At 63.6% G+C, this 21,060-nt stretch carries 13 protein-coding genes; 2 read left to right on the top strand and 11 right to left on the bottom strand.

Features of this window, described 5'->3' with window-relative positions:
* Nucleotides 1-99: 99 nt before the first annotated feature.
* Nucleotides 100-1,221 (bottom strand): cupin domain-containing protein, encoded by a 1,122-nt coding sequence (locus P9875_RS23130; protein WP_035821152.1) that lies wholly within the window; start codon nucleotides 1,219-1,221, stop codon nucleotides 100-102.
* A 93-nt stretch (nucleotides 1,222-1,314) separates the two neighbouring features.
* Between P9875_RS23130 and P9875_RS23125 the strand changes: the two genes are divergently transcribed.
* Nucleotides 1,315-1,860 (top strand): FKBP-type peptidyl-prolyl cis-trans isomerase, encoded by a 546-nt coding sequence (locus P9875_RS23125; RefSeq protein ID WP_035821149.1) that lies wholly within the window; start codon nucleotides 1,315-1,317, stop codon nucleotides 1,858-1,860.
* Nucleotides 1,861-1,914: 54 nt separating this feature from the next.
* Here the strand turns inward: P9875_RS23125 and P9875_RS23120 are convergent, their stop codons facing one another.
* The 4 genes from P9875_RS23120 to P9875_RS23105 all read right to left on the bottom strand — a co-directional run bounded on the left by P9875_RS23120 (nucleotide 1,915) and on the right by P9875_RS23105 (nucleotide 8,823).
* Complete coding sequence (locus tag P9875_RS23120; protein WP_278316714.1) at nucleotides 1,915-2,952, bottom strand: hypothetical protein; 1,038 nt, start codon at nucleotides 2,950-2,952, stop codon at nucleotides 1,915-1,917.
* Nucleotides 2,949-5,639 carry a DNA mismatch repair protein MutS gene (mutS, locus tag P9875_RS23115; RefSeq protein ID WP_278316713.1) on the bottom strand — a complete coding sequence of 897 codons (2,691 nt, stop codon included), beginning with the start codon at nucleotides 5,637-5,639 and terminating at the stop codon, nucleotides 2,949-2,951. Before mutS ends, P9875_RS23120 begins: the two co-directional genes overlap by 4 nt.
* A 389-nt stretch (nucleotides 5,640-6,028) precedes the next feature.
* Nucleotides 6,029-6,586 (bottom strand): hypothetical protein, encoded by a 558-nt coding sequence (locus P9875_RS23110; RefSeq protein ID WP_099403617.1) that lies wholly within the window; start codon nucleotides 6,584-6,586, stop codon nucleotides 6,029-6,031.
* A complete protein-coding gene (locus tag P9875_RS23105; RefSeq protein WP_278316712.1) occupies nucleotides 6,583-8,823 on the bottom strand; it encodes a serine/threonine-protein kinase in 2,241 nt (746 codons plus the stop codon). The genes P9875_RS23110 and P9875_RS23105 overlap by 4 nt, the downstream gene beginning before the upstream one ends.
* Nucleotides 8,824-9,133: 310 nt before the next feature.
* Here P9875_RS23105 and P9875_RS23100 point away from each other — a divergent pair, with 310 nt between their 5' ends.
* The gene (locus P9875_RS23100) at nucleotides 9,134-9,397 is read left to right on the top strand and encodes a PAAR domain-containing protein (protein ID WP_035821137.1); all 264 of its coding nucleotides are present in this window, start codon (nucleotides 9,134-9,136) and stop codon (nucleotides 9,395-9,397) included.
* Here P9875_RS23100 and P9875_RS23095 read toward each other — a convergent pair.
* From P9875_RS23095 to cphA, 6 genes are all read right to left on the bottom strand, one after another.
* Nucleotides 9,394-10,716, bottom strand: a complete 1,323-nt coding sequence (locus P9875_RS23095) for an aspartate aminotransferase family protein (protein ID WP_099379105.1) — start codon at nucleotides 10,714-10,716, stop codon at nucleotides 9,394-9,396. The genes P9875_RS23100 and P9875_RS23095 overlap by 4 nt on opposite strands.
* Before the next feature lie 82 nt (nucleotides 10,717-10,798).
* Entirely contained in the window at nucleotides 10,799-11,686 is an 888-nt protein-coding gene (locus tag P9875_RS23090; RefSeq protein ID WP_233516223.1) for a MurR/RpiR family transcriptional regulator, read from the bottom strand.
* 44 nt (nucleotides 11,687-11,730) lie between these two features.
* Nucleotides 11,731-12,015 (bottom strand): hypothetical protein, encoded by a 285-nt coding sequence (locus P9875_RS23085; protein ID WP_158301275.1) that lies wholly within the window; start codon nucleotides 12,013-12,015, stop codon nucleotides 11,731-11,733.
* A 170-nt stretch (nucleotides 12,016-12,185) separates the two neighbouring features.
* Nucleotides 12,186-14,852, bottom strand: a complete 2,667-nt coding sequence (locus P9875_RS23080) for a TonB-dependent receptor (RefSeq protein ID WP_278316711.1) — start codon at nucleotides 14,850-14,852, stop codon at nucleotides 12,186-12,188.
* 227 nt (nucleotides 14,853-15,079) lie between these two features.
* Nucleotides 15,080-18,247, bottom strand: coding sequence for an EAL domain-containing protein (locus tag P9875_RS23075; protein WP_278316710.1), 3,168 nt, complete (start codon nucleotides 18,245-18,247; stop codon nucleotides 15,080-15,082).
* Between the two features lie 172 nt (nucleotides 18,248-18,419).
* Nucleotides 18,420-20,990: a cyanophycin synthetase gene (cphA, locus tag P9875_RS23070; RefSeq protein WP_035821128.1), complete on the bottom strand. Its 2,571-nt coding sequence runs from the start codon at nucleotides 20,988-20,990 to the stop codon at nucleotides 18,420-18,422.
* Nucleotides 20,991-21,060: the final 70 nt, after the last annotated feature.

Here is a 21,060-nt window from a genome sequence, read left to right as displayed (position 1 = left end):
AGCGCGACAAAACGATATAAAAATAATATGTTTTATTGCGCTAGCTCAGATGCTGATATTCCACCTGCTGTAATACCACTTTTGCTACACCGCACCCATTCAAGCCAGTTCGATCCAGCCATCCTGATACCACGTATATAAGGCATCCATCACGTCATCGGAAGCCTGGGCCACGGCGGCGCCATCGAGGGCGCGTTCGTTGGCCAGGGTTTCCAGGGCCGTTTTGTCGGCCTTGCCAATGGCAAACGATTCGCCATTGATGAAGACATTCTTGCCACGATACAGCATCAGCGTCTTGCGCGACAACACGACACCCTTTTTCTGTGCGGCATCCGCGAAGCGGCCCACCGTCAGCGGCTTGGACAGCGGCGTGAAAAACACATTGTGCTTGGGTTCCGACAGGTGTTCGCCGAGGAAAATGGTCACGTCTTCTTCCGTGAAGCGCACCTTGTTCATTTCTTCCGCGATAGTGCTGAGCATTTCGCGGGGGATTTCCGCCGGCTTGCCCGACGCTTTCAGGTCCGGATCGCTATAGATACCCGGCAAGTCGATCGAGTCGGCCATGAATTGCAGGAAAGCTTCGCCCAGTTCCTGGAACGTCGGCGAGCGGAAGCCGATCGAATACGTCTGGCAATCGCCGATGGCCACGCCGTCGTGCGCGTAGTGGGGCGGCAAATACAGCATGTCGCCCGGTTCCAGCGTGAATTCTTCGTCGGGCGTGAAGTTGCTGAGGATTTTCAGCGGCAAGCCGTCGATCAGGCTCAGGTCTTTCTGCGCGCCGATGCGCCAGTGGCGCTTGCCCTGGCCTTGCAGCAGGAACACGTCATAGGAATCGAAATGCGGACCCACGCCGCCGCCATCGGTGGCGAAGCTGACCATCAGGTCGTCCAGGCGCGCGTCCGGCAGGAAACGGAACTGGCGCAGCAGGGCGTCGGCCTTGGCGCTGTGCAGGTTGGCGCCCTGCACCAGCAGGGTCCATTCCTTCTGTTTCAGCGAGGGCAGGCTGGTCAGTGGACCTTGCTGCATGTTCCAGTGGCCATCCGCATGGCTGACCAGGCGCGATTCGACATGGTCGAGGGTAGCCAGTTCGGCCAGGGCCTTGAAATCGAACAGCGCCTTGAAGCCAGGCACGGCTTGACGGATCAACAAGGGTTTTTTATGCCAGTAGTCGCGCAGGAATTGCGCCGGCGTGATATCGCCGAGGAGAGTTAATGTTTTCATGCGCCCATTATAACAACCGGAAATGCAGGAATGCGCCTGCCGTTGGCGGCGTGAAGGTATAATTTGCCAGCTTATACAATGAAAGGAAGCATAATGAAGATTGCCAAAAATACGGTCGTGACTGTCAACTACAAACTGTCAGACGCGCAAGACAATCTGATCGAAGACGGCCGCCAGCCGATGGTCTACCTGCACGGTGATTATGAAAACACCCTGCCAAAGATCGAAGAAGAGCTCGACGGCAAGGAAGTTGGCTATTCCAACACGATCCAGATCGAACCGGATGATGCTTTCGGTGAATACGATCCAGCCCTGGTGAAGGTCGAGCCACGCAATCGCCTGCCTGAGCCGCTGGAAGTGGGCATGCAGTTCGAAGGCATGCCGGAAAGCGATTCGCCGGACGAAGAAGCGATGATCTTCACGGTCACCGACATCGCCGACGACAAGGTCGTGCTGGATGGTAACCATCCTCTGGCCGGCATCGCGCTGCGCTTCTCGCTGACCGTCGCTGACGTGCGCGAAGCCACCGAAGAAGAAATCGCCCATGGCCACGTGCATGGCGCACACGGCCATGACCATGGTGATGATGAAGATGAAGGCGACGAAGGCGATCACTTCCGCACGCATCCGATCCATTAATACCGCTTGTTCCAGGCCGGCTATATGCCGGCCTGTTCGTTTGTGCCGCTGTTATTAGCGGCGCAGCGTTGACGCCTTGGCGCGCGCCTGCGCAGACGGGCGGGTGGCGCGTTGACGCACCTCAAAGAATGGCGTCTTGCCGGGCCGTACGGCGATGGCGGACCAGTCGTTGTCGATGCTGACGTGACCCAGATTGCCTTTCCAGCTGATTTTCGGCCCGCCTGTTTTGGCTGCGGCCTTTTTACTTTTTCCTTCCTTGCCATCCGCGTCGCCAGTACGCTGCGTATCGACCAATAGCACCTTGCCGCTGAATTTTTTCGCCAGGGTGCGGATCTGCTTGCGCGGTCCGGCAAAGCCATCCTGTTTCGAGCTGAAGCTGGGCAGCAGCGAATTGTCGTCTTCATCGAGCGCGCCCACGTCGCCATCGGAAAACAGCACGATGCCGTCGAGCTGCTTGCGTTGCGCCATGGCGAACAGGCGCTGCAGCCAGGAACGGTTGGCGACCAGGCGGTCTTCGAATTCGCTGTTGCGTCCCGCTTCCGGCAAGAAATGGTTGTTGTTGGCGGGCAGGTTGACGGTGGCAAACAGCACGCCGCCGTATTCCCAGTGGGCGTTTTCCGCATAGCTGCGGAACTTCGCCGTCGATGATAATCGCGACAGGGTCAGCTTGCGCTGGCCCAGGCTCTGGTCGTCAGCGAAATACACGTCGCGCAGGCGGTTCAGGCGTTCGATGGCGTTGACCCTGCCGCGCGAATTGCGGCAGTTGGCCCAGTCGCTGGCCGACAGCGAGACGATCAGCGGGGGGGCGCTGGCGTCCAGCAAATCCTTGCGCTGGCCATACAGTTTGTCGCTGCACGATTCGCTGGCGGCCTTGATGCCGGTGGCCACGACGAACGACGCATTGAAGGCACTGGTGTCGGCGATGGCTTTTTTCAGGGGGCCGTCGTCCGGCCCCGCGTTGAAGGAATGGCCCAGCACGGCAAACTCGAAGCCGGCCTGATCGCTTTGGACGGCCAGCGCCGCTTGCCACGGCAGGCTGGCAGCCAGCAAGCCGGCGGCCAGCAGGCGTATCGCGCTGCGCCGGCAGGTCATGCGGCGGCCAGCCGTTTCAACTGGTACAACTGCTCCAGCGCATCGCGTGGCGTCAGCGCATCGGGATCGAGGTCGGCGATGGCGTCGAGCAAGGCTTGTTGCGCCGCATTCAGCGCGGCCAGCGGCGCCGCTTCCTCTTCTTCCTCTTGCGCATATGGATCGCTTGCCGGCGCGGCGAACAGGTCGCGCTGCGGCGTGGCGTCGAGCGCCTGCGCTTCCAGGCGCGCCAGATGCTTGCGCGCAGCCTTGATCACGGGCTGCGGCACGCCAGCCAGTTGCGCCACCTGCAAGCCATAGCTTTGCGAAGCGGGACCGGCCTGCACGGCGTGCAGGAAGACGATGCTGTCCTTGTGTTCGACGGCGGACAAATGCACGTTGGCGGCGCTCGGGTGGCTGTCCGGCAGTTGCGTCAGCTCAAAGTAGTGCGTGGCGAACAGGGTGAAGCTGCGGCTGGTATCGATCAGGTGGCGGGCGATGGCCCACGCCAGGGCCAGGCCGTCGAAGGTCGAGGTGCCGCGGCCCACTTCATCCATCAGCACCAGCGAGTGCTCGGTGGCGCCGTTCAAAATCGCCGCCGATTCCGTCATTTCCACCATGAAGGTCGAGCGTCCGCCCGCCAGGTCGTCGGTGGCGCCGATGCGCGTGAAGATGCGGTCGATGGGGCCGATGGTGGCGGACGCGGCCGGCACGTAGCTGCCCACGTAGGCCAGCAAGGTGATCAGGGCCACCTGGCGCATGAAGGTCGATTTACCGCCCATGTTCGGACCGGTAATCAACAGCAAACGGCGTTCGTTGACGAAGCGGCAGTCGTTGGCGATGAAGCGCTCGATCTGCTTTTCCACCACGGGGTGGCGGCCTTCGACGATGTTGATGCACGGCTCGTCGACCAGTTGCGGCGCGGCCCAGTTGTGCTGCTGAGCGTGTTCCGTCAGCGCATTCAGGGTGTCGAGCTGGGCCAGGCCCTGCGAAATGGTCTGCAAGGTGCCGATGTGCGGCGCCAGGTCGGCCAGCAGCAGGTCGTACAGCATCTTTTCGCGTACCAGCGCCTTGTCTTGCGCCGACAGGGCCTTGTCTTCGAAGACCTTCAATTCCGGCGTAATGTAGCGCTCGGCATTTTTCAGGGTCTGGCGGCGGCGGTAGTCGTCCGGCACCTTGTCCGTCTGGCCGTGCGTGACTTCAATATAGAAGCCGTGCACCTTGTTGTATTCCACGCGCAAATTGGCGATGCCCGTGCGCGCGCGTTCGCGCGTTTCCAGGTCGAGCAGGAACTGGCCCGCGTTTTCCGACAGCGCGCGCAATTCGTCCAGTTCCGCGTCAAAACCGGTGGCAAACACGCCGCCGTCGCGCACCATCGCGGCCGGTTCCTGCGCCACGGCGCGCACCAGCAAGTCCAGGCAGGCCGTTGGTGTGGCCAGGGCCGCGTGGATGGCGGCCAGCAAGCCCGTTTCGCCGCCCTGGCCAGGACCATAACAACGGACGACGTCGCCGCGCAGGGCCGGCAGTTGCAGCAAGCCGTCGCGCAGGGCGGCCAGATCGCGCGGACGCGCCGACAGCAGCGCGATGCGCGTGGTGATGCGTTCGATATCGGGCACTTGCGCCAGGGTGGCGGCGAGCGGACCGGCCGCTTCGCTTTGCGCCAGCGCGGCGATGGCTTCATGGCGCGCGCGCGCCACCTTCTGGTCGCGCCGCGCATGGTGCAGCCAGTGGCGCAGCATGCGCGAACCCATGGCCGTGCGGCAATGATCCAGCAGGGAGAACAAGGTCGGCGATTCCTGGCCGCGGATGGTTTCCGTCAACTCCAGGTTGCGCCGTGTGGCCGCGTCCAGGCCGATGAATTCGCTTTCCGTTTCTGTCGTCAGGGAGCGCACATGCTGCAAGCCGCGGCCCTGCGTCGATTGCGCATAGCGCAGCAACGCGCCGGCCGCGCCGAACGCGGCGCCGAGGCCGTCGGCGCCAAAGCCCGTCAGGGTCGCCACGCCTAATTGATCCAGCAGGGCCTTGTGGCCGCCGACCACGTCGAAATGCCAGTCCGGCACGCGGTTGATGTGCGTGCCCGCGTAATCGTCGAACAGGTTGCCATTGTCGCCGCTCAAGATTTCAGCCGGCACGATGCGCTCGAGCTCCTGCTGCAAGCGTACGGCCACGGTGCTGCTGTCGCCGGAAAACTCCATCAGCTTCAAGGCGCCGCTGGCCAGCGACAGCCAGGCCAGGCCTGTGGTGACCGTCTTGCGCTGCGTGATGCTGCACATGGCCAGCAGCGGGCGCTCAGCCTTCTCTGGCAGCAAGTCCGCATCCGTCAGGGTGCCGGGCGTGACCACGCGCATGACCTTGCGTTCGACGGGCCCCTTGCTGGTGGCCGGGTCGCCGATCTGTTCGCAAATGGCCACCGACTCGCCCAGCTTGACCAGCTTGGCCAGATAGCCGTCGAGCGAATGAAACGGCACGCCGCACATCTTGATGGGATTGCCACTGGCCACGCCGCGCGCCGTCAGGGTAATGCCCAGCAGGCGCGACGCTTTTTCCGCATCCTCGAAAAACAGCTCGTAGAAATCGCCCATGCGGTAGAAGACCAACATCGTCGGGTGGTTTTCCTTGATGCCTAAATATTGTTGCATCATTGGCGTAAGCTTTTCAGCCGAATTTTTCTTTGCCGCGGCGGCGTTGATTTCTTTTGGGACGGTGGTCATGTGTTCTTTGTCGTTGGTCCGGCGGCAGGAAAGGCATGCCTGCCGGGCTGTGGGTGGTGCTGTGTGCGTGCCAGGCCGCGCCAGAGGGCGGAGCTTGGGTTCAAGGCCGTCATTTTACCGCTTTCGGCGGGCGGGGCGGCGTATTGCGTGCGGATGTGAAAAAGCCGCGCGGATGGAGGTCGGCGCGGCTTGAATATATTGTTGATCATTGCGCCGGTAGCCTGCTTCTTGACCTCGGTTATACCTGTTTTATAGGTTTGAAGGAAAGGCCTAATGTACAGGCTATTAGGTGCTGCAGTTCTCTGTCTCAGGCTTCCTAAGCAAGATATCCAGTTGTTCGACCTAGCTTAATGGAGGAATGTATCAGCCTTAGTCGGCGACTGTGCCGGTTAGGTATCAACCTTCCCGCCCACGGACGCTTCAGGGTCAAAACTGAAGACGCGCAATTCCGGCAAGTCTTGTTCTCCGCGAATGATGCGCACGGTCAGCACAAACGAGAGTTCCCAGCGGCCCTTGCTCTGGCCGACATCAAGATTGTGCTTCCATTCCTGGCGGATGCGGCGCAGATCTGGCAGGGCTGGATCAGGCGGCAATACATGGGATTCAAAATCCAGAGGCACCTGATACGTGGCGCCAGCGACTTGCAGGAAGGGCGACGGCAGTGAGTAGCGGGTAGGTACGTCGGGGCCGATCTGGGTCAGCTGGGGTATGCTTATAAGGCTGCAATCGACGATCTGGAAAGAGGTGAAGCCACTTTCTTTGCTGCCACAGCAATTGACTTCCAGGTAGACGTGTTGGCCTTGCTGGAAATGTACGCCACCCATGTAGGGGCCGTGGCGCGGGTCGGCGCTGCCGTCGCAGGACGTAAACGCATAGTCGAGTTGGTTGGTGATCTGGTCTGCATCAAAGTGGACCGATAACTTCATCCAGGGTTTTTCGTACGTCATGTTTTCCGGTTTCTTTCCATATTAATTAGTAATTTCTGATAGCGAGCATCTCGCCTTAGTGTCAACAGATCGGGTGCGGATTCGATCAGGTTGAGGGGGTAGCCGCGCTCTATGGCCTGTCGCAACGCCGCCATCGCTTCGTCGCGTCTGCCTATCAGTTCATAGGTCAGTGCGGCCCTGAAATGGATGTCTGGCAATGTGGGAGCAAGCTGGACAGCTTGTGTTACGTGCTTCAGCGCATCGTCTTGCGAGCCCGCATAGGCTGAATATAGTGCCAGCCGCGAATTGATTTTTGGGTCGTCTGGCGAGTGGCGTAGCATCACTTGAATCAGCGTAATTGCGCGCCGGTAAGAATCGCGTGACAACTCAATCTGTCCGGGCACCCACCGCTGGGCATCCGCCAAGTTCGCCCATAGCAGGTAGTTACCGGGACTGCCTTTAGTTTCTGAGACGGCATTTTTAAATGCCTGCACTGCTCCCAGATAGTCGCCTCGATTAAACAGGGCATTGCCAAGGTTGGTATACAGTTCCCAGTCGGGATGCACCTGCAATCCTTGCTGCAGAACTTGCAGGGCTTCGTCACTGCGGTTCAAACGGTCTAGTGTAGCGCTGAGCTGGGCATAGGCATCGGCCACGTGCGGAGCCATCTGTATGTATTGACGGAAGAATTTTTCAGCGTCATGGTAATCACCTTGGTTGTAGTGCATTTTTCCCAGCAATGAAATGAAAGGGAGATCGCGGGGATATAGGGTGACGGCCTTGTCAAGCACTTCCCGGGCTTGGTCAAATTTCTGTGCTTGGATGAGCAGACGTGCCTTGCCGTACATGCCCAGTGGGTTGTTCGGCTCAAGGTTCAGTGCCGCGTTGATTTCCTGCATCGCTTGCTGACGTTTACCATGGTATTCAAGAGCCCAGGCCTGTGCCACATGGGCAAGCGCCAGCTGATCGTCGGTTGCTAGTGCTTGTTTTGCTGCAATATCCGCGCGTTGCAACCAAGTTTCATCACGATTGGTACCCAGATAGCGCAATGTGAAAACCAGCGACAGGCCCGCATTTGCCGCCGCGTGCTCTGGATTTTGTTTGAGTATGGTGCTGAAATGTTCAACAGCCTGTTTCTGGTTGTTATCCTGATCGAACGCGCGTAGGGCCTCCATCCCCGCCGCCATGCTGGCCATTTCCGAATACGGCGCGGGCGCCTTTTCACCCGTGACGAACGATTTGACGGCAGGAAAAATATTGGGCAATTGCCATCCGGCCAGTACCGTCAGCAGCGCCACGCCCGCCCCCCATTTCAGGGTGCGCTTGCGTGGCAGGGGCAGGCGGATGGAGACGCTGGCGGGCGGTTCTACCTTTACCTGCGTTTCGTCGGCAAGGGGCGTGGCCAAGGTGAGCGGTTCGCCGCGCTGCGCCCCGATCGCCTCGCGCACGTCGCGCATGGTGCGTGGCCGTTCGGCCGGGTCGTGCGCCGTCATCGCGCGCGCGAGGGCGTTGATGGCGGGCGGGACGGAGTCGGGCAGGTCGGGCCAGGCTTCCGTCGCCTGCATGTGGGCGGCGGCCAGGGCCAGGCCGTTCAGGTGGGCGAAGTGGCGCTGGCCGGCCAGCATTTCGTACAGCATGGCGCCCAAGGCATACACGTCGCCGCGCGTGTCGGGCAGGCGGCCCATCAGGCGCTCGGGCGCCATGTAGGCGATCGTGCCTTGCAAGTCGCACAGGGTGGTCGTTTGCGTCGCTTGCGGGTCGATGTGACGCGCCAGGCCGAAGTCGAGGATGCGCACCTTGCCGCTTGCCTCCAGCATCAGGTTCGACGGTTTCAGGTCGCCGTGCACGAGATCCATGGCGTGCGCCTCGTCCATGGCGTCGGCGATCTGGTAGGCGATGTCGAGCGCGGCTTGCAAGTCCGCCTTGCCGCTGTGCATGAACTGGCCCAGGGTCTGGCCTTCGACCAGTTCCATGACGATGGACTGGCTCGTGCCCTGGCCCTCGATGGCAAAGATGCGCACGAAGGCCGCATGCTTGAGCGAGGCGGCCAGGCGCGCTTCATTGATGAGTTTTTCCGGATGCAGCACGTCGGCTTGCGGTTTCAGGCGTTTCAGCGCCACGCTGCGGCACAGCTTGGCATCCCAGGCTTCGAATACATGGCCGAAACCGCCTTCGCCCAGCAAGCGGCGCACTTCATAGTGCCCGCTGATCTTGTCGTCTTGCGGTGGGGTCTGACGCAGGGAGTCGAGCAGTTCCATATACCTTGGCTTCAGAGTGCATCAACGTGGGCGTCCAGCATCGAAAAGGGGTAATGCGATGTTTGAATGCTCAAGATGATTGATTTTGAGTAACTTCCTGATTTAAAACGATTGTTTCGAATAAGTCAATTAATATTGACAAGGAGTGAACAAAAGTTGCCAATGCAGGCGATTGCCATTTCGGCGGCGGGCAAGCCGTCAATGTGCTCGAACGCAATGACGACTGTGTCGTCGCGCCCGATAATGCCGATGGGAGCGGCACCGTATGGACCGGTGCCGCGGTCGGCGCTGGACAGGAACAGGAGGCAGTATGCGTGGCGTGATCCGCTTGAACGACCCCACCAGCCATGGCGGCAAGGTGGTGGGGGCTGCGCCGGACAGTACGGTGCTGGGCGTGGCCGTGGCGCGCAAGGGCGACCCTTGCGTGTGCCCGATCAAGGGCCATGTGCGCTGCGTGATCGCCGAGGGTGATCCGCAGGTGCTGATCGATGGCGTGCCCGTGGCCTTTGACGGTCACAAGACCAGCTGCGGCGCCAGCCTGATGTCCACCGTGGGCAACAGCGGGCGGGGCTAGACGACGCAGGCGTCGATGGCCGCGCCCAGCTTGTCGACGATTTCATCGACGTGGTTGGCGGCTATGATGTAGGGCGGCGCCAGCAGGATGTGGTCGCCGTGCAGGCCGTCGATGGTGCCGCCCATGGGGTAGCACATCAGTCCGTTTTGCATGGCGTGCGCCTTGATGCGCGCGTGCAGGCGGCGGGCCGGGTCGAACGGCTGCTTGGTATCGCGGTCCTGTACCAGTTCCAGGCCCAGGAACAGGCCGCGGCCGCGGATGTCGCCCACGTGCGCATGGCTGTCGAAACGCTGGTGCAGCCTCTCTTGCAGCAAGCCGCCCATGGCGCGCACGTTGGCCAGTAAATCGCGTTCCTCGATCTGCCGCTGCACTGCCAGAGCGGCGGCGCAGGCCGTGGCGTGGCCGATATACGTGTGGCCGTGCTGGAAGAAGCCCGTGCCGGCACGGACGGTGTCGCGGATATCCTTCGATACCATGACGGCGCCGATGGGCTGGTAGCCGGCGCCCAGGCCCTTGGCGATGCAGATCAGGTCGGCCGTGACGCCTTCCTGCTCGCAGGCGAACAGGCTGCCCGTGCGCCCCATGCCGCACATGACTTCATCGAGGATCAGCAGGATGCCGTGGCGCTGGCAGATGTCGCGCATGCGCGCAAAATAGCCGGCCACGGCGGGCAGGGCGCCGGCCGTGGCGCCGACGACGGGTTCGGCAATGAAGGCCATGACGTTGTCCGCACCCAGTGCGGCGATATGGTCTTCCAGCTCCTGGCCCAGGCGCGCCACGTAGTCGCCGTCCGTTTCATAGGCTGACTGGTCGCGCCAGGCGTAGCAGGGAGAGACATGGGTCACGCCAATGAGCAGCGGCTCGAACTGCTGCCGGCGCCAGGCATTGCCGCCCGTGGCCAGCGCACCCAGGGTGTTGCCGTGATAGCTCTGGCGGCGCGCGATGACGTGGCGGCGCTGCGGCTGGCCCCGTTCGACGAAGTACTGGCGCGCCATCTTGAGCGCGCTTTCCACGGCTTCCGAGCCACCCGAGACGAAATACACGCTGTCGATGCCGGCAGGCGCGCGGGCGACGAGGAAATCGGCCAGTTGCTCCATCGGCTCGCTGGTAAAAAACGCGCTGTGCGCGTAGGCCATGCTGGCGATCTGCCGCTGTACGGCGGCAATCACGGCCGCATCGGAATGACCGAGGCAGGAGACGGCCGCGCCGCCGCAGGCGTCCAGGTAGCGCTTGCCATCCGCATCGATCAGGTAAGGGCCATCGCCGCCCGTGGCGACAGGATAGCTGGCGGTCAGGCTGCGGTGGAAGACATGGCTCATGGCATCGCTTTCTTATCGGCAAGGTAGATGGCCGATTATAGGAGGCGCCGCGCCGCAATGCAACGTTTGATGTATATTCGTTTTAATTTACATCATTTGATGTTTTTGCGTAGGCGCCCAGCGTCCGCAGCTGGCTTTCCGCCGCACCGATGGCGTGTACGCCGTCCGGCCCCGCGCGCGCCACCAGCAATTCCACCAGGCTCTCCACGGCCGCGACGCCGGCCACGATGGAGGGGAAGAACGACGGGCTGTCGACGGCGATGACGATGCTGGCGTCAGCCTGCAGGGCCAGCGGCGACATGGCGCTGTCGCTGATGGCGACCACCTGGCAGCCGGCCTGGCGCGCCGCCTGCGCCACCAGCAGCGCTTCGCTGGAATACGGCGCGAAACTGATGACGACGACGGCTTCGTCCGCCTGCAGGGCGCGCAAATCCATTTCCAGCGTGCCGCCCTGGCCGCTCAGCAGCTGCACGCTGGGGCGCAGCAAGCGGTACAGATAGTGCAGGGTGTAGGCGATCGGGTGGGCGGCGCGAAAGCCGGCCACGTGCACGCGGGGCGCCGCCTGCAGCAGGCCGGCGGCCGCATCCAGAGCGGCGTGGTTGGCGCTTTCCGTGGCGGCCAGGTTGCGCTGCTGCGCCGTGAAGACTTCGGTGACCAGATTGCCTTCCTTGCCAGCCAGCGCGCCGGCTTTTTCAGCATACCCGGCCGGCCCGACGCGCAGGCGTTCGACGAAGATGGCTTTGAGTTCCGGCCAGCCGGCAAAGCCCAGTTGCTGCGCCAGGCGCACGAGGGCGGCCGATTGCACTTGCGCGCGCGCGGCGATGCTGCGCATCGACGACACGGCCACTTCGTCAGGGTGGTCGGCCAGGTAGCGCGCGCCGGCCTGGAATTGCGGGCTCAGTGCCGCATGGCGCGCCTTGATCAGGTCCATCAGTGCCGCATAGGAATCGTGGGGTGTCGCTGCCTGCATCGCCGTGCCTCATTGAATAGGTTGCGGCGATGGTACAGGATTCGTCAGCGCGCCGGTAGCGGCGCGCCTTGCGCCAGGGCGGCCGTGCGCGGACGCAGGCGGGCAAACAGGTGCGGCCCGGCCGGCTGGCGGCGCGGTCCCGTCGTCAGCACGCGCAGGGCGGTGGGCAGCGGCACGTCGTGGCAATGCAAAAACAGGGCGGCGGCGCCCGTGCCGGCCATTTCCTGCAAGGCCAGCGCATGCTCGACCAGCGCCGCCGTGCGCATGTCGAGCCGCACCGGGATGTCGGGTTGAAATAGCTGTGTGTCGACGTGCCGTGCATCGCGCATGCTGTCCCCGCCGGGTTCGATGGTCAGACCGCCAGCATAAAAGCACCCCGGCGCCACCACTTTGCGTTAAATCAATTCCTGTGTCGGATAGATTCCACAAGGCAAAAAAAACGCCAACCGTTGCCGGCTGGCGCTGAAAACCCTCGCAGGAAGAAAGGGTGGGGGACTGGCTAGTAACTCCAGCGGAGGGACAAACCGACAACCTTGTCATAGCGCCGCACATCGCGCACATAGTCCGGCGTGTCGTGATAGTCGCGGTAGGTCGAGTCGAGCAGATTGTTGGCGTCCAGGGTCACCGTGGTGTTCGGATTGAGCTTGTACGACACCGACGCGTCCAGGGTTTTCGTGGGCGCCACGGTCAGGTGGATGCCCTTGCCGCGGTAGTTGTAGTCGTCGACGTACTTGTCGCGCCAGCTGTAGGCCAGGCGCGCTGACCACGGTCCCTGTTCGTACAGGCCGACGATGTTGGCCGACCATTTCGACATGCCCGTGAATGGATGTACGCCGCCATCGAGTTCTGCCAGCTCGCCCGTCATGTAGGTGGCGTTCGCTTGCAGGCCCAGGCCGCTCATCCAGCCGGGCAGCTTGTCGTAGAACTGCTGATAAGCCATTTCCAGGCCTTGCAGATGGCCCTTCGAGGTGTTGCGCGGACGCGTGATGTCGTACTCGATGCCGCCATATGTTTCCTTGGCCGATCCGGACAGGATGTAATTCTTGAAGTTGTGGCGGAACACGGTGGCCGTGACGGAGCCCGTCTGCGCGAAATACCATTCCAGCGCCACGTCAAGGTTCTTGCCTTCCACGGGTTTCAGGTCGGGATTGCCGCCGCCGCCCGTCGGGCGCACCATTTCCAGGCTCTGGCCCAGGCTCACGCCGGGGTTGAAATCGGCGAAGTTCGGGCGCTGCACGGCCTTGCCGGCCGTCAGGCGGGCGATCAGGTCCTGGCGCAGCATGGCTTTCAGGGTCATGCTGGGCAGCACGTCCGTATCCGAGGTTTTTACGCGCACGGGCGTGATGATGCCGTTTTGCGAGGAATTGCCCTGCAAGTCCTGTTTGGTCTGCACCACGCGCACGCCCAGGGTGCCATCGACCGGCACTTGCGCCAGGTCAAAGCCGATGCGCGCCTTGCCGTAGACGGCATTGGTTTTTTCCACATCCTTGAAGTGGGTCATCGGATCGTCGGGACTGCGTTCGCTGCTGCCCGTAAACAGCTGGCGCAGCGCGGCAGTGTTGTTGAGCATGAAGTCGCGGCATGGCGTGAGCCAGCTTTGCAGGCCGAAGTTGCCCGTGTTGTCGTGCGAGGTGCAGGCCAGACCGGGAATCGCGTCCGCAGTCATGATCGACGTCAGCCCGCCCTGGCCATTTTTTTCGCGGATCGATTCGGCCTTGCGCTTGGCCAGGCGCACGCCGCCCGAGAATTCGCGGAAGAAGCCCGTGCTGTCCATGTCGTAGGTAACGTCGCCGCGCCAGTCGGTCGAGCTGCCTTCGTCGTGGTTGTGATTGTCGTAGAAACCGAGCAAGGTGTAGTTCTTCGGGTCCGTCATGTTGTAGCCGGGGTAGCTGATCTGCGCGCCGCCGTTCACGTTCGTGCTGCCGATCACGCTGGTCGGATGGGCGAGGAAGTCGAGGATGGGGAATTCGCGCTCGAAGTTGCTGACCGTGCGCGCCAGTTCCGTCGTGGCGCGCAGCTGCGGCGTAATGTCCCAGCGCGCGCCGATGGCGCCTTGCGAACCGATCGAGCGGTCGCGCCGCGCCTGGGTCGAGCCCAGCGTGAACGGCGACCATGGGCCGTCGATCTTGCCCACCGTGGCCGCCTGGTTGGTGCCGGGGATCAGGGTGATGTCCGGGTTCTGGCCCCAGGGCAGCGAACCGACGAAGAACTGGCTGTCGAAAGCGTGCTTGATCAGGGTCGACATGCCTTCCGCATACACTTCCACCTGCGAGTTCGGGCGCCACTGGAAGGCGGCGTTGGCCGCGTAGCGCTTGCGGTCGCCCACGGTGGGGATCATGCCGACGGAATCGGGACCCGTGATGTTGCCCGCGTCGGGGCGCTTGACGGGTTCGGCGTTCCAGATCGTCTCGTCATAGTATCTGCCGCGCTGGTAGGACAGGCCGAGCAGGGCGCCGAATTCGCCGTATTGGGTCTTCCAGCGGTTCGAGACCATGCCGCCGAAGTTCGGGTCCGTCGAGCCGGACTTGTCGCGGTGCTCGGCGCGCACGTTGCCCGATGCCGTAAAGCCCTTGAAGTCGAACGGTCGGTTGGTGCGCACGTCGATCACGCCGGCCGTGCCGCCTTCGACCATGTCGGCGCCCTGCGATTTGTACACGTCCACGCGCTGCAGCATGGCTGTCGGAATGTCGGCCAGATACAGGCTGCGGCCCACGGAGGTGAACATTTCCCGGCCATTGAGCAGGGTCACCACGCCGGGCAAGCCGCGGATGATGACGGTGCCAGCCTCGCCGCCCTCGCGGCGGATCTGCACGCCCGTCACGCGGCCGAGGATTTCGGCCACGTTCTTGTCGGGGAATTTGCCGATTTCATCGGCGACGATGGAGTCGACCACCTGGTCGTTGTTTTTCTTGATCGTCTGCGCGCTCTGTGCCGCTCTGCGCACGCCCGTGACGGCGACGACGGCGATGCCGCCATTGTCGGCTGCCGCCGGTGCTGCTGCCGGTGCCGTTTCTTCCACCGGTGTGTCCACGGCGGGCGCCTGTTGCGCCCAGACGGAAGCGCTGCTCAGCAGGCCTGCGCCGGCCAGCGCGGCCACCGTCGCCTTCAAGGCCAAGCGTGTGTTTTGTGCGGACGTGCGGGTGCCCGTTGCCATCAATTGCTTCATCTTGTCTCCACCTGTATTTTAGTTATGTTGAGAACGCTGCGGCAGTCGCCGCCAGAGCTGGAACTTGCTCAGAAACATGGTAGGTGGGAATGACTTTGCCCCACAAATGACTTCTTTTTCGATGTCAATACCATTTCCGGTATCCCTGCTGCATTCATGCGCCCTGGCGGCGCGCCGCGCATTGCCGAACCTGGCGCGTGCGCGTTGCGGACGCTCCACAGGCAGTGTCAGGCGGCGCAGGGCGCGGCGCTGTGCGCCAGCCAGGCCATGAAGTGCGCTTGCGGCATGGGGCGGGCAAAGTAAAAGCCCTGCAATTCATCGCAGCCGGCGTGGCGCAGCACGTCGGCATCGGCCGCGCTTTCCACGCCCTCGGCGGTGACCGTCAAGCCCAAGGTATGGCCAAGGCCGATGATGGTTTTCGTTACCGCCAGATTCTGCGGCGAACCGTGGATGTCCTGCACGAAGCTCATGTCGATTTTCAGCTTGTCGAGCGGGAAGCGGCACAGGTAGTTCAGGCTCGAATAGCCGGTGCCGAAATCGTCGATCGACAGCGCAAAACCGAGCGCCTTGATGGCGTGCAGGGTGGCGATGGTGTCGTCCACGTTGTCCATCAGGATCGATTCGGTCAGTTCGAATTCGATCTGTCCCGGCGTGACGGGAAACTCGCGCAGCACCTCGCGCAAGGTCGCCACCAGGCCGCCGTTTTTCAGCTGGATGGCCGACAGGTTGATCGACACGGCGATGTCGCCCGCGCCCGCCTCGCGCCAGGCCAGCTGCTGGCGGCATGCTTCGCGGATGACCCACGCGCCGATGGAGACGATCAGGCCCGATTCCTCGGCGGCGGGAATGAAGCTGTCGGGCGCGATCAGGCCGTGCTGCGGATGCTGCCAGCGGATCAGGCTTTCCACGCCATTGACGCGGCTGCTTTTCGCATCGATGCGCGGCTGGTAGTACAGCACCAGTTCCTGCCGCTCGATGGCGTGGCGCAGATCGCTTTCCAGGTGCAGCTGCTGCAACTGCTGTTCCTGCATCTGCGGCGTGAACATGCGCGCGTGATCGCGTCCGCCGCTCTTGGCCTGGTACATGGCCGCATCGGCGTGGCGCATCAGGGTATCCATGTCGCCGCCGTGGTCCGGGTAGACGGCCACGCCCACGCTGCACGAGACATACAGCGCGTTGCCTTCCACCTGGTGCGGCTCGCGCATGGCCGGTATCAGCCGCGTGTCGAGCAGGGCGGCGATGGCAGCGGCGTCGCCGACGCCGTTGAGGATGACGACGAATTCATCGCCGCCCAGGCGGCTGACGGTGTCGCCTTCGCGCACCAGCTGCAGCAGGCGCTTTGAGACCGATTGCAGCAGCGCGTCGCCCACATGGTGGCCCAGTGCGTCGTTGACGTGCTTGAAACGGTCCAGGTCGACGAACAGCACGCCCACCTTTTCGCCGCTGCGGCGCGCCTGTGCGATGGCGGCCGCCAGGCGCAGTTTCGACACGTGGCGGTTCGCCAGTCCCGTCAGCGCGTCGTGGTGGGCCATGTGCTCGATCTGCCGCTCGCTGGCCTTGCGTTCGCTGATGTCGAGCGAGCTGGCGATGAAATGCGTGGTGACGCCATCGAGGCCGCGCACTGCGTTCATCACCAGCCAGGCGGGATAGCTTTCCAGCGACTTGCGCTGCACCCGGATTTCGCCCTGCCAGTAGCCGCGCCGCGCCAGGGTCCGGCGCAGGCTGTCGAGCTGTTCGGGACTGTTGTCGGGCGCGAGCAAAAAGGCCGGGCGCTTGCCGATCAGCTCCACCATGTCGTACAGCGAATGGCGGCGGAAGGCCTGGTTGACGGTGATGATGCGCATGCCGGCGTCCATCACGATCAGGCTTTCGGCCGACGCCTCGAAGACCTTGGCCCACAGTTCCAGGCGCGACTCCATCAGCTTCATCTTGTTGATCGGCGTGAAGGTCGACAGCACGGCGCGCTGGCCCTGGTAGTCGATCAGGCGCGCGGAAATCAGGGCCCACGTGGGCGTGCCGCCGCCGCTCCAGCACACTTCGAATTCATCGACGGCGCCCAAGTCGCTCAAGCGCTGGAAGAAGCGCGAACGGGCTTGCGGACTCATGCCGCCCATCCATGGATCGAGTTCCAGGCCGCCCTGCCACGCGTGCGCGGCCTGGTTCGCGTGCAGCACCTGGTGATGCGGGATCGAGGTGACCATCAGCGGAATGGGAATGGCGTCGACCAGCTGGCGCTGCGCATCGGCCGCGCTGGCGCGCGCCACCAGTTCCTGCTGCGCCATGCGCTGAAAGTCGAGCTGCTGCAGCATGGTATTGAAAGCGCGCACCAGGCGTCCCGTTTCATCCTCGCTGTCCCAGACGGCGCGCAGGCTATGGTCGCCCGTTTCGCGCACGTCCTGCGCCACGCGCGCGAGGCGGCGGATGGGCAGGGCGATCTGGCGCGCGACGAAAAACACCAGGCCCAGTATCATCACCAGCAGCAGCACGGCCGTGCCCAGGTGCAGCCACATGCGCGTAAAAAAGCCGTCCACGCGCCGCTGGATCAGGCGCTGCAATTCATTCGCCGTGTCGCGCCATGCCAGGCGCAGGGCGGCGAGCGCCACGTCGTCGTGCCGCCGCAGTGCCTGCGTGCCGGCGGGGGGGACTTGCGCGCCGGCCAGCGCCTGGGTGCTGGCGCGGAAGCGCGCCACGGCTTGCTGCAGGGCCGCGCGCGAGGCTTCCAGGTGCTGGCGCAGCAGCGGCGTGCTGGCCGCGAACGCTTCCGTATAGTCGCTGCCGATGCCGCCCATGGTGGCGTCCATGCGCCCTTCCAGGATCAGGAACTGGGTCTGCAGGCGCTGGCGCTGCGCGCCTTCGGCCGTCGCCAGTTGCAGGGCCAGGGCGCGCGTGCTGTTGATCACTTCCAGCAGCTCGGGAAAGCGCAGGGTCACCAGCGACATCGTGTAATAACTATCCAGGTCCGGGTCGAGGATCAGGTTCGACTGGTTGCCCACGCGCGTGAGCAGTGCGCGTCCGGCGACAAAGGCGGGCGAGGGCGCGATGCCGTCGTCGGCTGGGGCGGTAGTGCTGCCGGCCTGGCGCAGCAGGGCGGCAAATTGCGCATTCAGTTCGGCGCTGCGCATGCCGGCGCCGAAGCGGCTTTCTGCCTGCTCCACGGCTGCGGCCTGCGCGCCCGCTTGCGCCGTGCCGCGCGCCAGGGGCAGCAGGGCATCGCGGATCGCGGCGATGTAGTCATTGCCGGCCATCTCCTTGCGCGAGAAATCGATGGCCAGGTATTTTTCGTTGATGAGGATGCCGGAAATGAAGATGACGGCGGACAGGTCGAGCAAATAGATCAGCGCCAGTTTGCGCCCCACCGTCAATTTTCCGATCATGCGCGAGATTCTGCCCAGCATGCGTGCCCCACCTTCTTGTCAGACCCTATATGTTTTCTTATGTGCAATTTTCATGCCTGAATTTACAAGCTTGCAAGGAGGCTTTTGCACCATGCGGGTGCGCGCAGGGAGGTGGCGGGCGCCAATAAAAAGGGCGGCCCGCAGGCCGCCCTTGTGTGCGATGCGATTACGCTCAGGCTTCGGCGACGCGCTTGGCGATGTGCGCCAGCGCTTCTTCCACCTGGTCGATCAGGATCAGGCACAGATCGCCTTCGCCGAGGCGCGCCAGGGCCTTGTCGATGGCGACGAATTCGCCGTTGATTTCATCGATATGCGTGGTGCGCTTGGCGCCGTTCAAGCCCTGGCGCAGCAAGGCCACCACTTCGCCGTCGGCGCGGCCGCGCTGGCATTGATCCTGGTACAGCAGCACGTCGTCGAAGGCGGCGCCGAGGATTTCCGTCTGCTGGCGGATGTCTTCGTCGCGGCGGTCGCCGGCGCCGCTGATGACCACCGAACGGCGCTTGGCCGGCATGCTTTCCACGGCCTGCACCAGCGCCAGGATGGCGTCCGGATTGTGGCCGTAGTCGGCGATCAGGGTGGCGCCCTTGTAGTCAAAGACGTTGAAGCGGCCCGGCGCATTGTCGGCTTCATTGGCGAAGGTTTTCAGGCCCAGCGCGATGGTTTTCCAGTCCAGGCCCACGGCCCAGGCGGCGGCCAGCGATGCCATGACGTTGTCGACCTGGAAGCCGATGGCGCCGTTGCGCGTGATCGGCACTTGCGACAGGGCGATTTCGTGGCGTTCCTTGCCCTGTGCCGCGACCAGCTTGCCGTCTTCCACGTACACGACGCGGTTGCCTTGCGCGCGATGCGTGGCCATCACGGGATGCGTCTTGTCGGCGGCGAAGAAGGTCACCGTGCCGCTGCAATTTTTGGCCATGCGGGCCACGGCCGGGTCGGTGGCGTTCAGGACGGCCACGCCGCTGTCGGCCACGTTCTGCACGATCACGCGCTTCAGGACGGCCAGGTCTTCCACGGTGGTGATGTAGTTCAGGCCCAGGTGGTCGCCGGCGCCGATATTCGTCACCACGGCAACCTGGCAGCGATCAAAAGCCAGGCCTTCGCGCAGCATGCCGCCGCGCGCCGTTTCGAACACGGCCGCGTCCACGTCCGGGTGCAGCAGCACGTTGCGCGCGCTGCGCGGGCCGCTGCAGTCGCCGCTGTCGATCTGGCGTCCTTCGATGTACACGCCATCCGTGTTGGTCATGCCCGTGCGCAGGCCCGAGGTGGTGAGCAGGTGGGCGATCAGGCGCACGGTGGTGGTCTTGCCGTTGGTGCCCGTGACGGCGACGACGGGAATGCGGCCATCGTCGCCCTCGGCGAACATGGCGGCGATGATGGCTTCACCGACGGGGCGCGGCTTGCCGAACGACGGCGCCAGGTGCATGCGCAGGCCCGGCGCGGCGTTCACTTCGACGATGCCGGCGTTCTGTTCTTCCAGCGGTTTCAAAATGCTTTCGGATACGACGTCCACGCCGCAGATGTCCAGGCCCACCATGTGCGCGGCCGCGACGGCGCGCGCCGCCACTTCCGGGTGCACGTCGACGGTGACGTCGGTGGCCGAGCCGCCCGTCGACAGGTTGGCGTTATTGCGCAGGATGACGCGCTGGCCGACCGGCGGCACGGATTCGGCCACATAGCCCTGCTTGGCCAGGCTGGCCAGGGCGATGTCGTCGAAGCGGATCTTCGTCAGCGAGGTGGCGTGGCCGCTGCCGCGGCGCGGATCGAGGTTGACCTGGTCGACCAGTTCGCGCACCGTGTGCTGGCCGTCGCCCACCACCTGCGGCGGGTCGCGGCGGGCTGCGGCCACCATCTTGTTGCCGATGACGAGCAAGCGGAAATCGTGACCCGGCAGATAGCGTTCGACGAGGATATCGTCGCGGAATTCCTGCGCCGCGAGGAAGCCGGCCGTCAGCTGTTCGCGCGTGGTGACGTTGACGGTGACGCCCTTGCCCTGGTTGCCATCTTTTGGTTTCACGACGACGGGCAGGCCGATCTCGCAGGCGGCGGCCCAGGCGTCGTCCGCATCGATGGCGACGCGGCCATGCGGCACCGGCACGCCGGCCGAGTCCAGCAACTTCTTGGTCAGTTCCTTGTCTTGCGCGATGGCTTCGGCAATGGCGCTGGTGCCATCCATTTCGGCGGCCTGGATCTTGCGCTGCTTGCTGCCCCAGCCGAACGTCACCAGGCTGCCTTCGGTCAGGCGGCGGAACGGAATGTTGCGCGCCACGGCGGCGTTGACGATGGCGCCCGTCGATGGACCGAGGCGCACGTCTTCATCGAGTTCCTGCAACTGGTGCAGGGCGCCGGCCAGGTCGAACGGCGCATCGTCGAGCGCGGCCTGGCACAGCTTCTGCGCCAGGGCCAAAGCCAGGCGGCCGACGGCTTCTTCCGAGTATTCGACGACGACCTGGAAGATGCCCGTTTCCAGGGTCGGCGTGGTGCGGCTGAAGGTGACGGGGCAGCCGGCTTGCGCCTGCAGGCCCAGCGCCGCCAGTTCCAGCACCTGCGCCATCGGCGCGGCGTTGTAATTGCCCAGCGGTTGCAGCGGGCTCAGTTGCGGAAAGAGTGCGCGCAGGCGGGCTTCGAAGCCGGGCAGCTGGGCGATGTCGAGTTCCTGCGTGGTGCAGGAAACAATGGCTTCCACGGCGGTGTCGTGGCTCCAGAGGTTAGGGCCCCGCAAGGCCCGTACGCGAGATACTTCCATAATTAAACCGTAATCCTGTTGTGTTCTTGTGGGCCCGGCCATCCTGGCCGGGCTTGAGTGCTGCTTTGCC

Origin of the sequence: Janthinobacterium rivuli (assembly GCF_029690045.1) — a bacterium.
Lineage (GTDB): Bacteria > Pseudomonadota > Gammaproteobacteria > Burkholderiales > Burkholderiaceae_D > Janthinobacterium > Janthinobacterium rivuli.
This window is presented reverse-complemented; position numbering and strand designations above follow the sequence as displayed.

Bases quoted from the DNA above. Each gene is read 5' to 3' on its own strand.
- P9875_RS23105 (WP_278316712.1), bottom strand. From the start codon at position 8,823: ATGGAACTGCTCGACTCCCTGCGTCAGACCCCACCGCAAGACGACAAG.
- P9875_RS23100 (WP_035821137.1), top strand. From the start codon at position 9,134: ATGCGTGGCGTGATCCGCTTGAACGACCCCACCAGCCATGGCGGCAAG.
- P9875_RS23120 (WP_278316714.1), bottom strand. From the start codon at position 2,952: ATGACCTGCCGGCGCAGCGCGATACGCCTGCTGGCCGCCGGCTTGCTG.
- P9875_RS23110 (WP_099403617.1), bottom strand. From the start codon at position 6,586: ATGACGTACGAAAAACCCTGGATGAAGTTATCGGTCCACTTTGATGCA.
- P9875_RS23075 (WP_278316710.1), bottom strand. From the start codon at position 18,247: ATGCTGGGCAGAATCTCGCGCATGATCGGAAAATTGACGGTGGGGCGC.
- mutS (WP_278316713.1), bottom strand. From the start codon at position 5,639: ATGACCACCGTCCCAAAAGAAATCAACGCCGCCGCGGCAAAGAAAAAT.
- P9875_RS23095 (WP_099379105.1), bottom strand. From the start codon at position 10,716: ATGAGCCATGTCTTCCACCGCAGCCTGACCGCCAGCTATCCTGTCGCC.
- cphA (WP_035821128.1), bottom strand. From the start codon at position 20,990: ATGGAAGTATCTCGCGTACGGGCCTTGCGGGGCCCTAACCTCTGGAGC.
- P9875_RS23130 (WP_035821152.1), bottom strand. From the start codon at position 1,221: ATGAAAACATTAACTCTCCTCGGCGATATCACGCCGGCGCAATTCCTG.
- P9875_RS23090 (WP_233516223.1), bottom strand. From the start codon at position 11,686: ATGCAGGCAGCGACACCCCACGATTCCTATGCGGCACTGATGGACCTG.
- P9875_RS23125 (WP_035821149.1), top strand. From the start codon at position 1,315: ATGAAGATTGCCAAAAATACGGTCGTGACTGTCAACTACAAACTGTCA.
- P9875_RS23080 (WP_278316711.1), bottom strand. From the start codon at position 14,852: ATGAAGCAATTGATGGCAACGGGCACCCGCACGTCCGCACAAAACACA.
- P9875_RS23085 (WP_158301275.1), bottom strand. From the start codon at position 12,015: ATGCGCGATGCACGGCACGTCGACACACAGCTATTTCAACCCGACATC.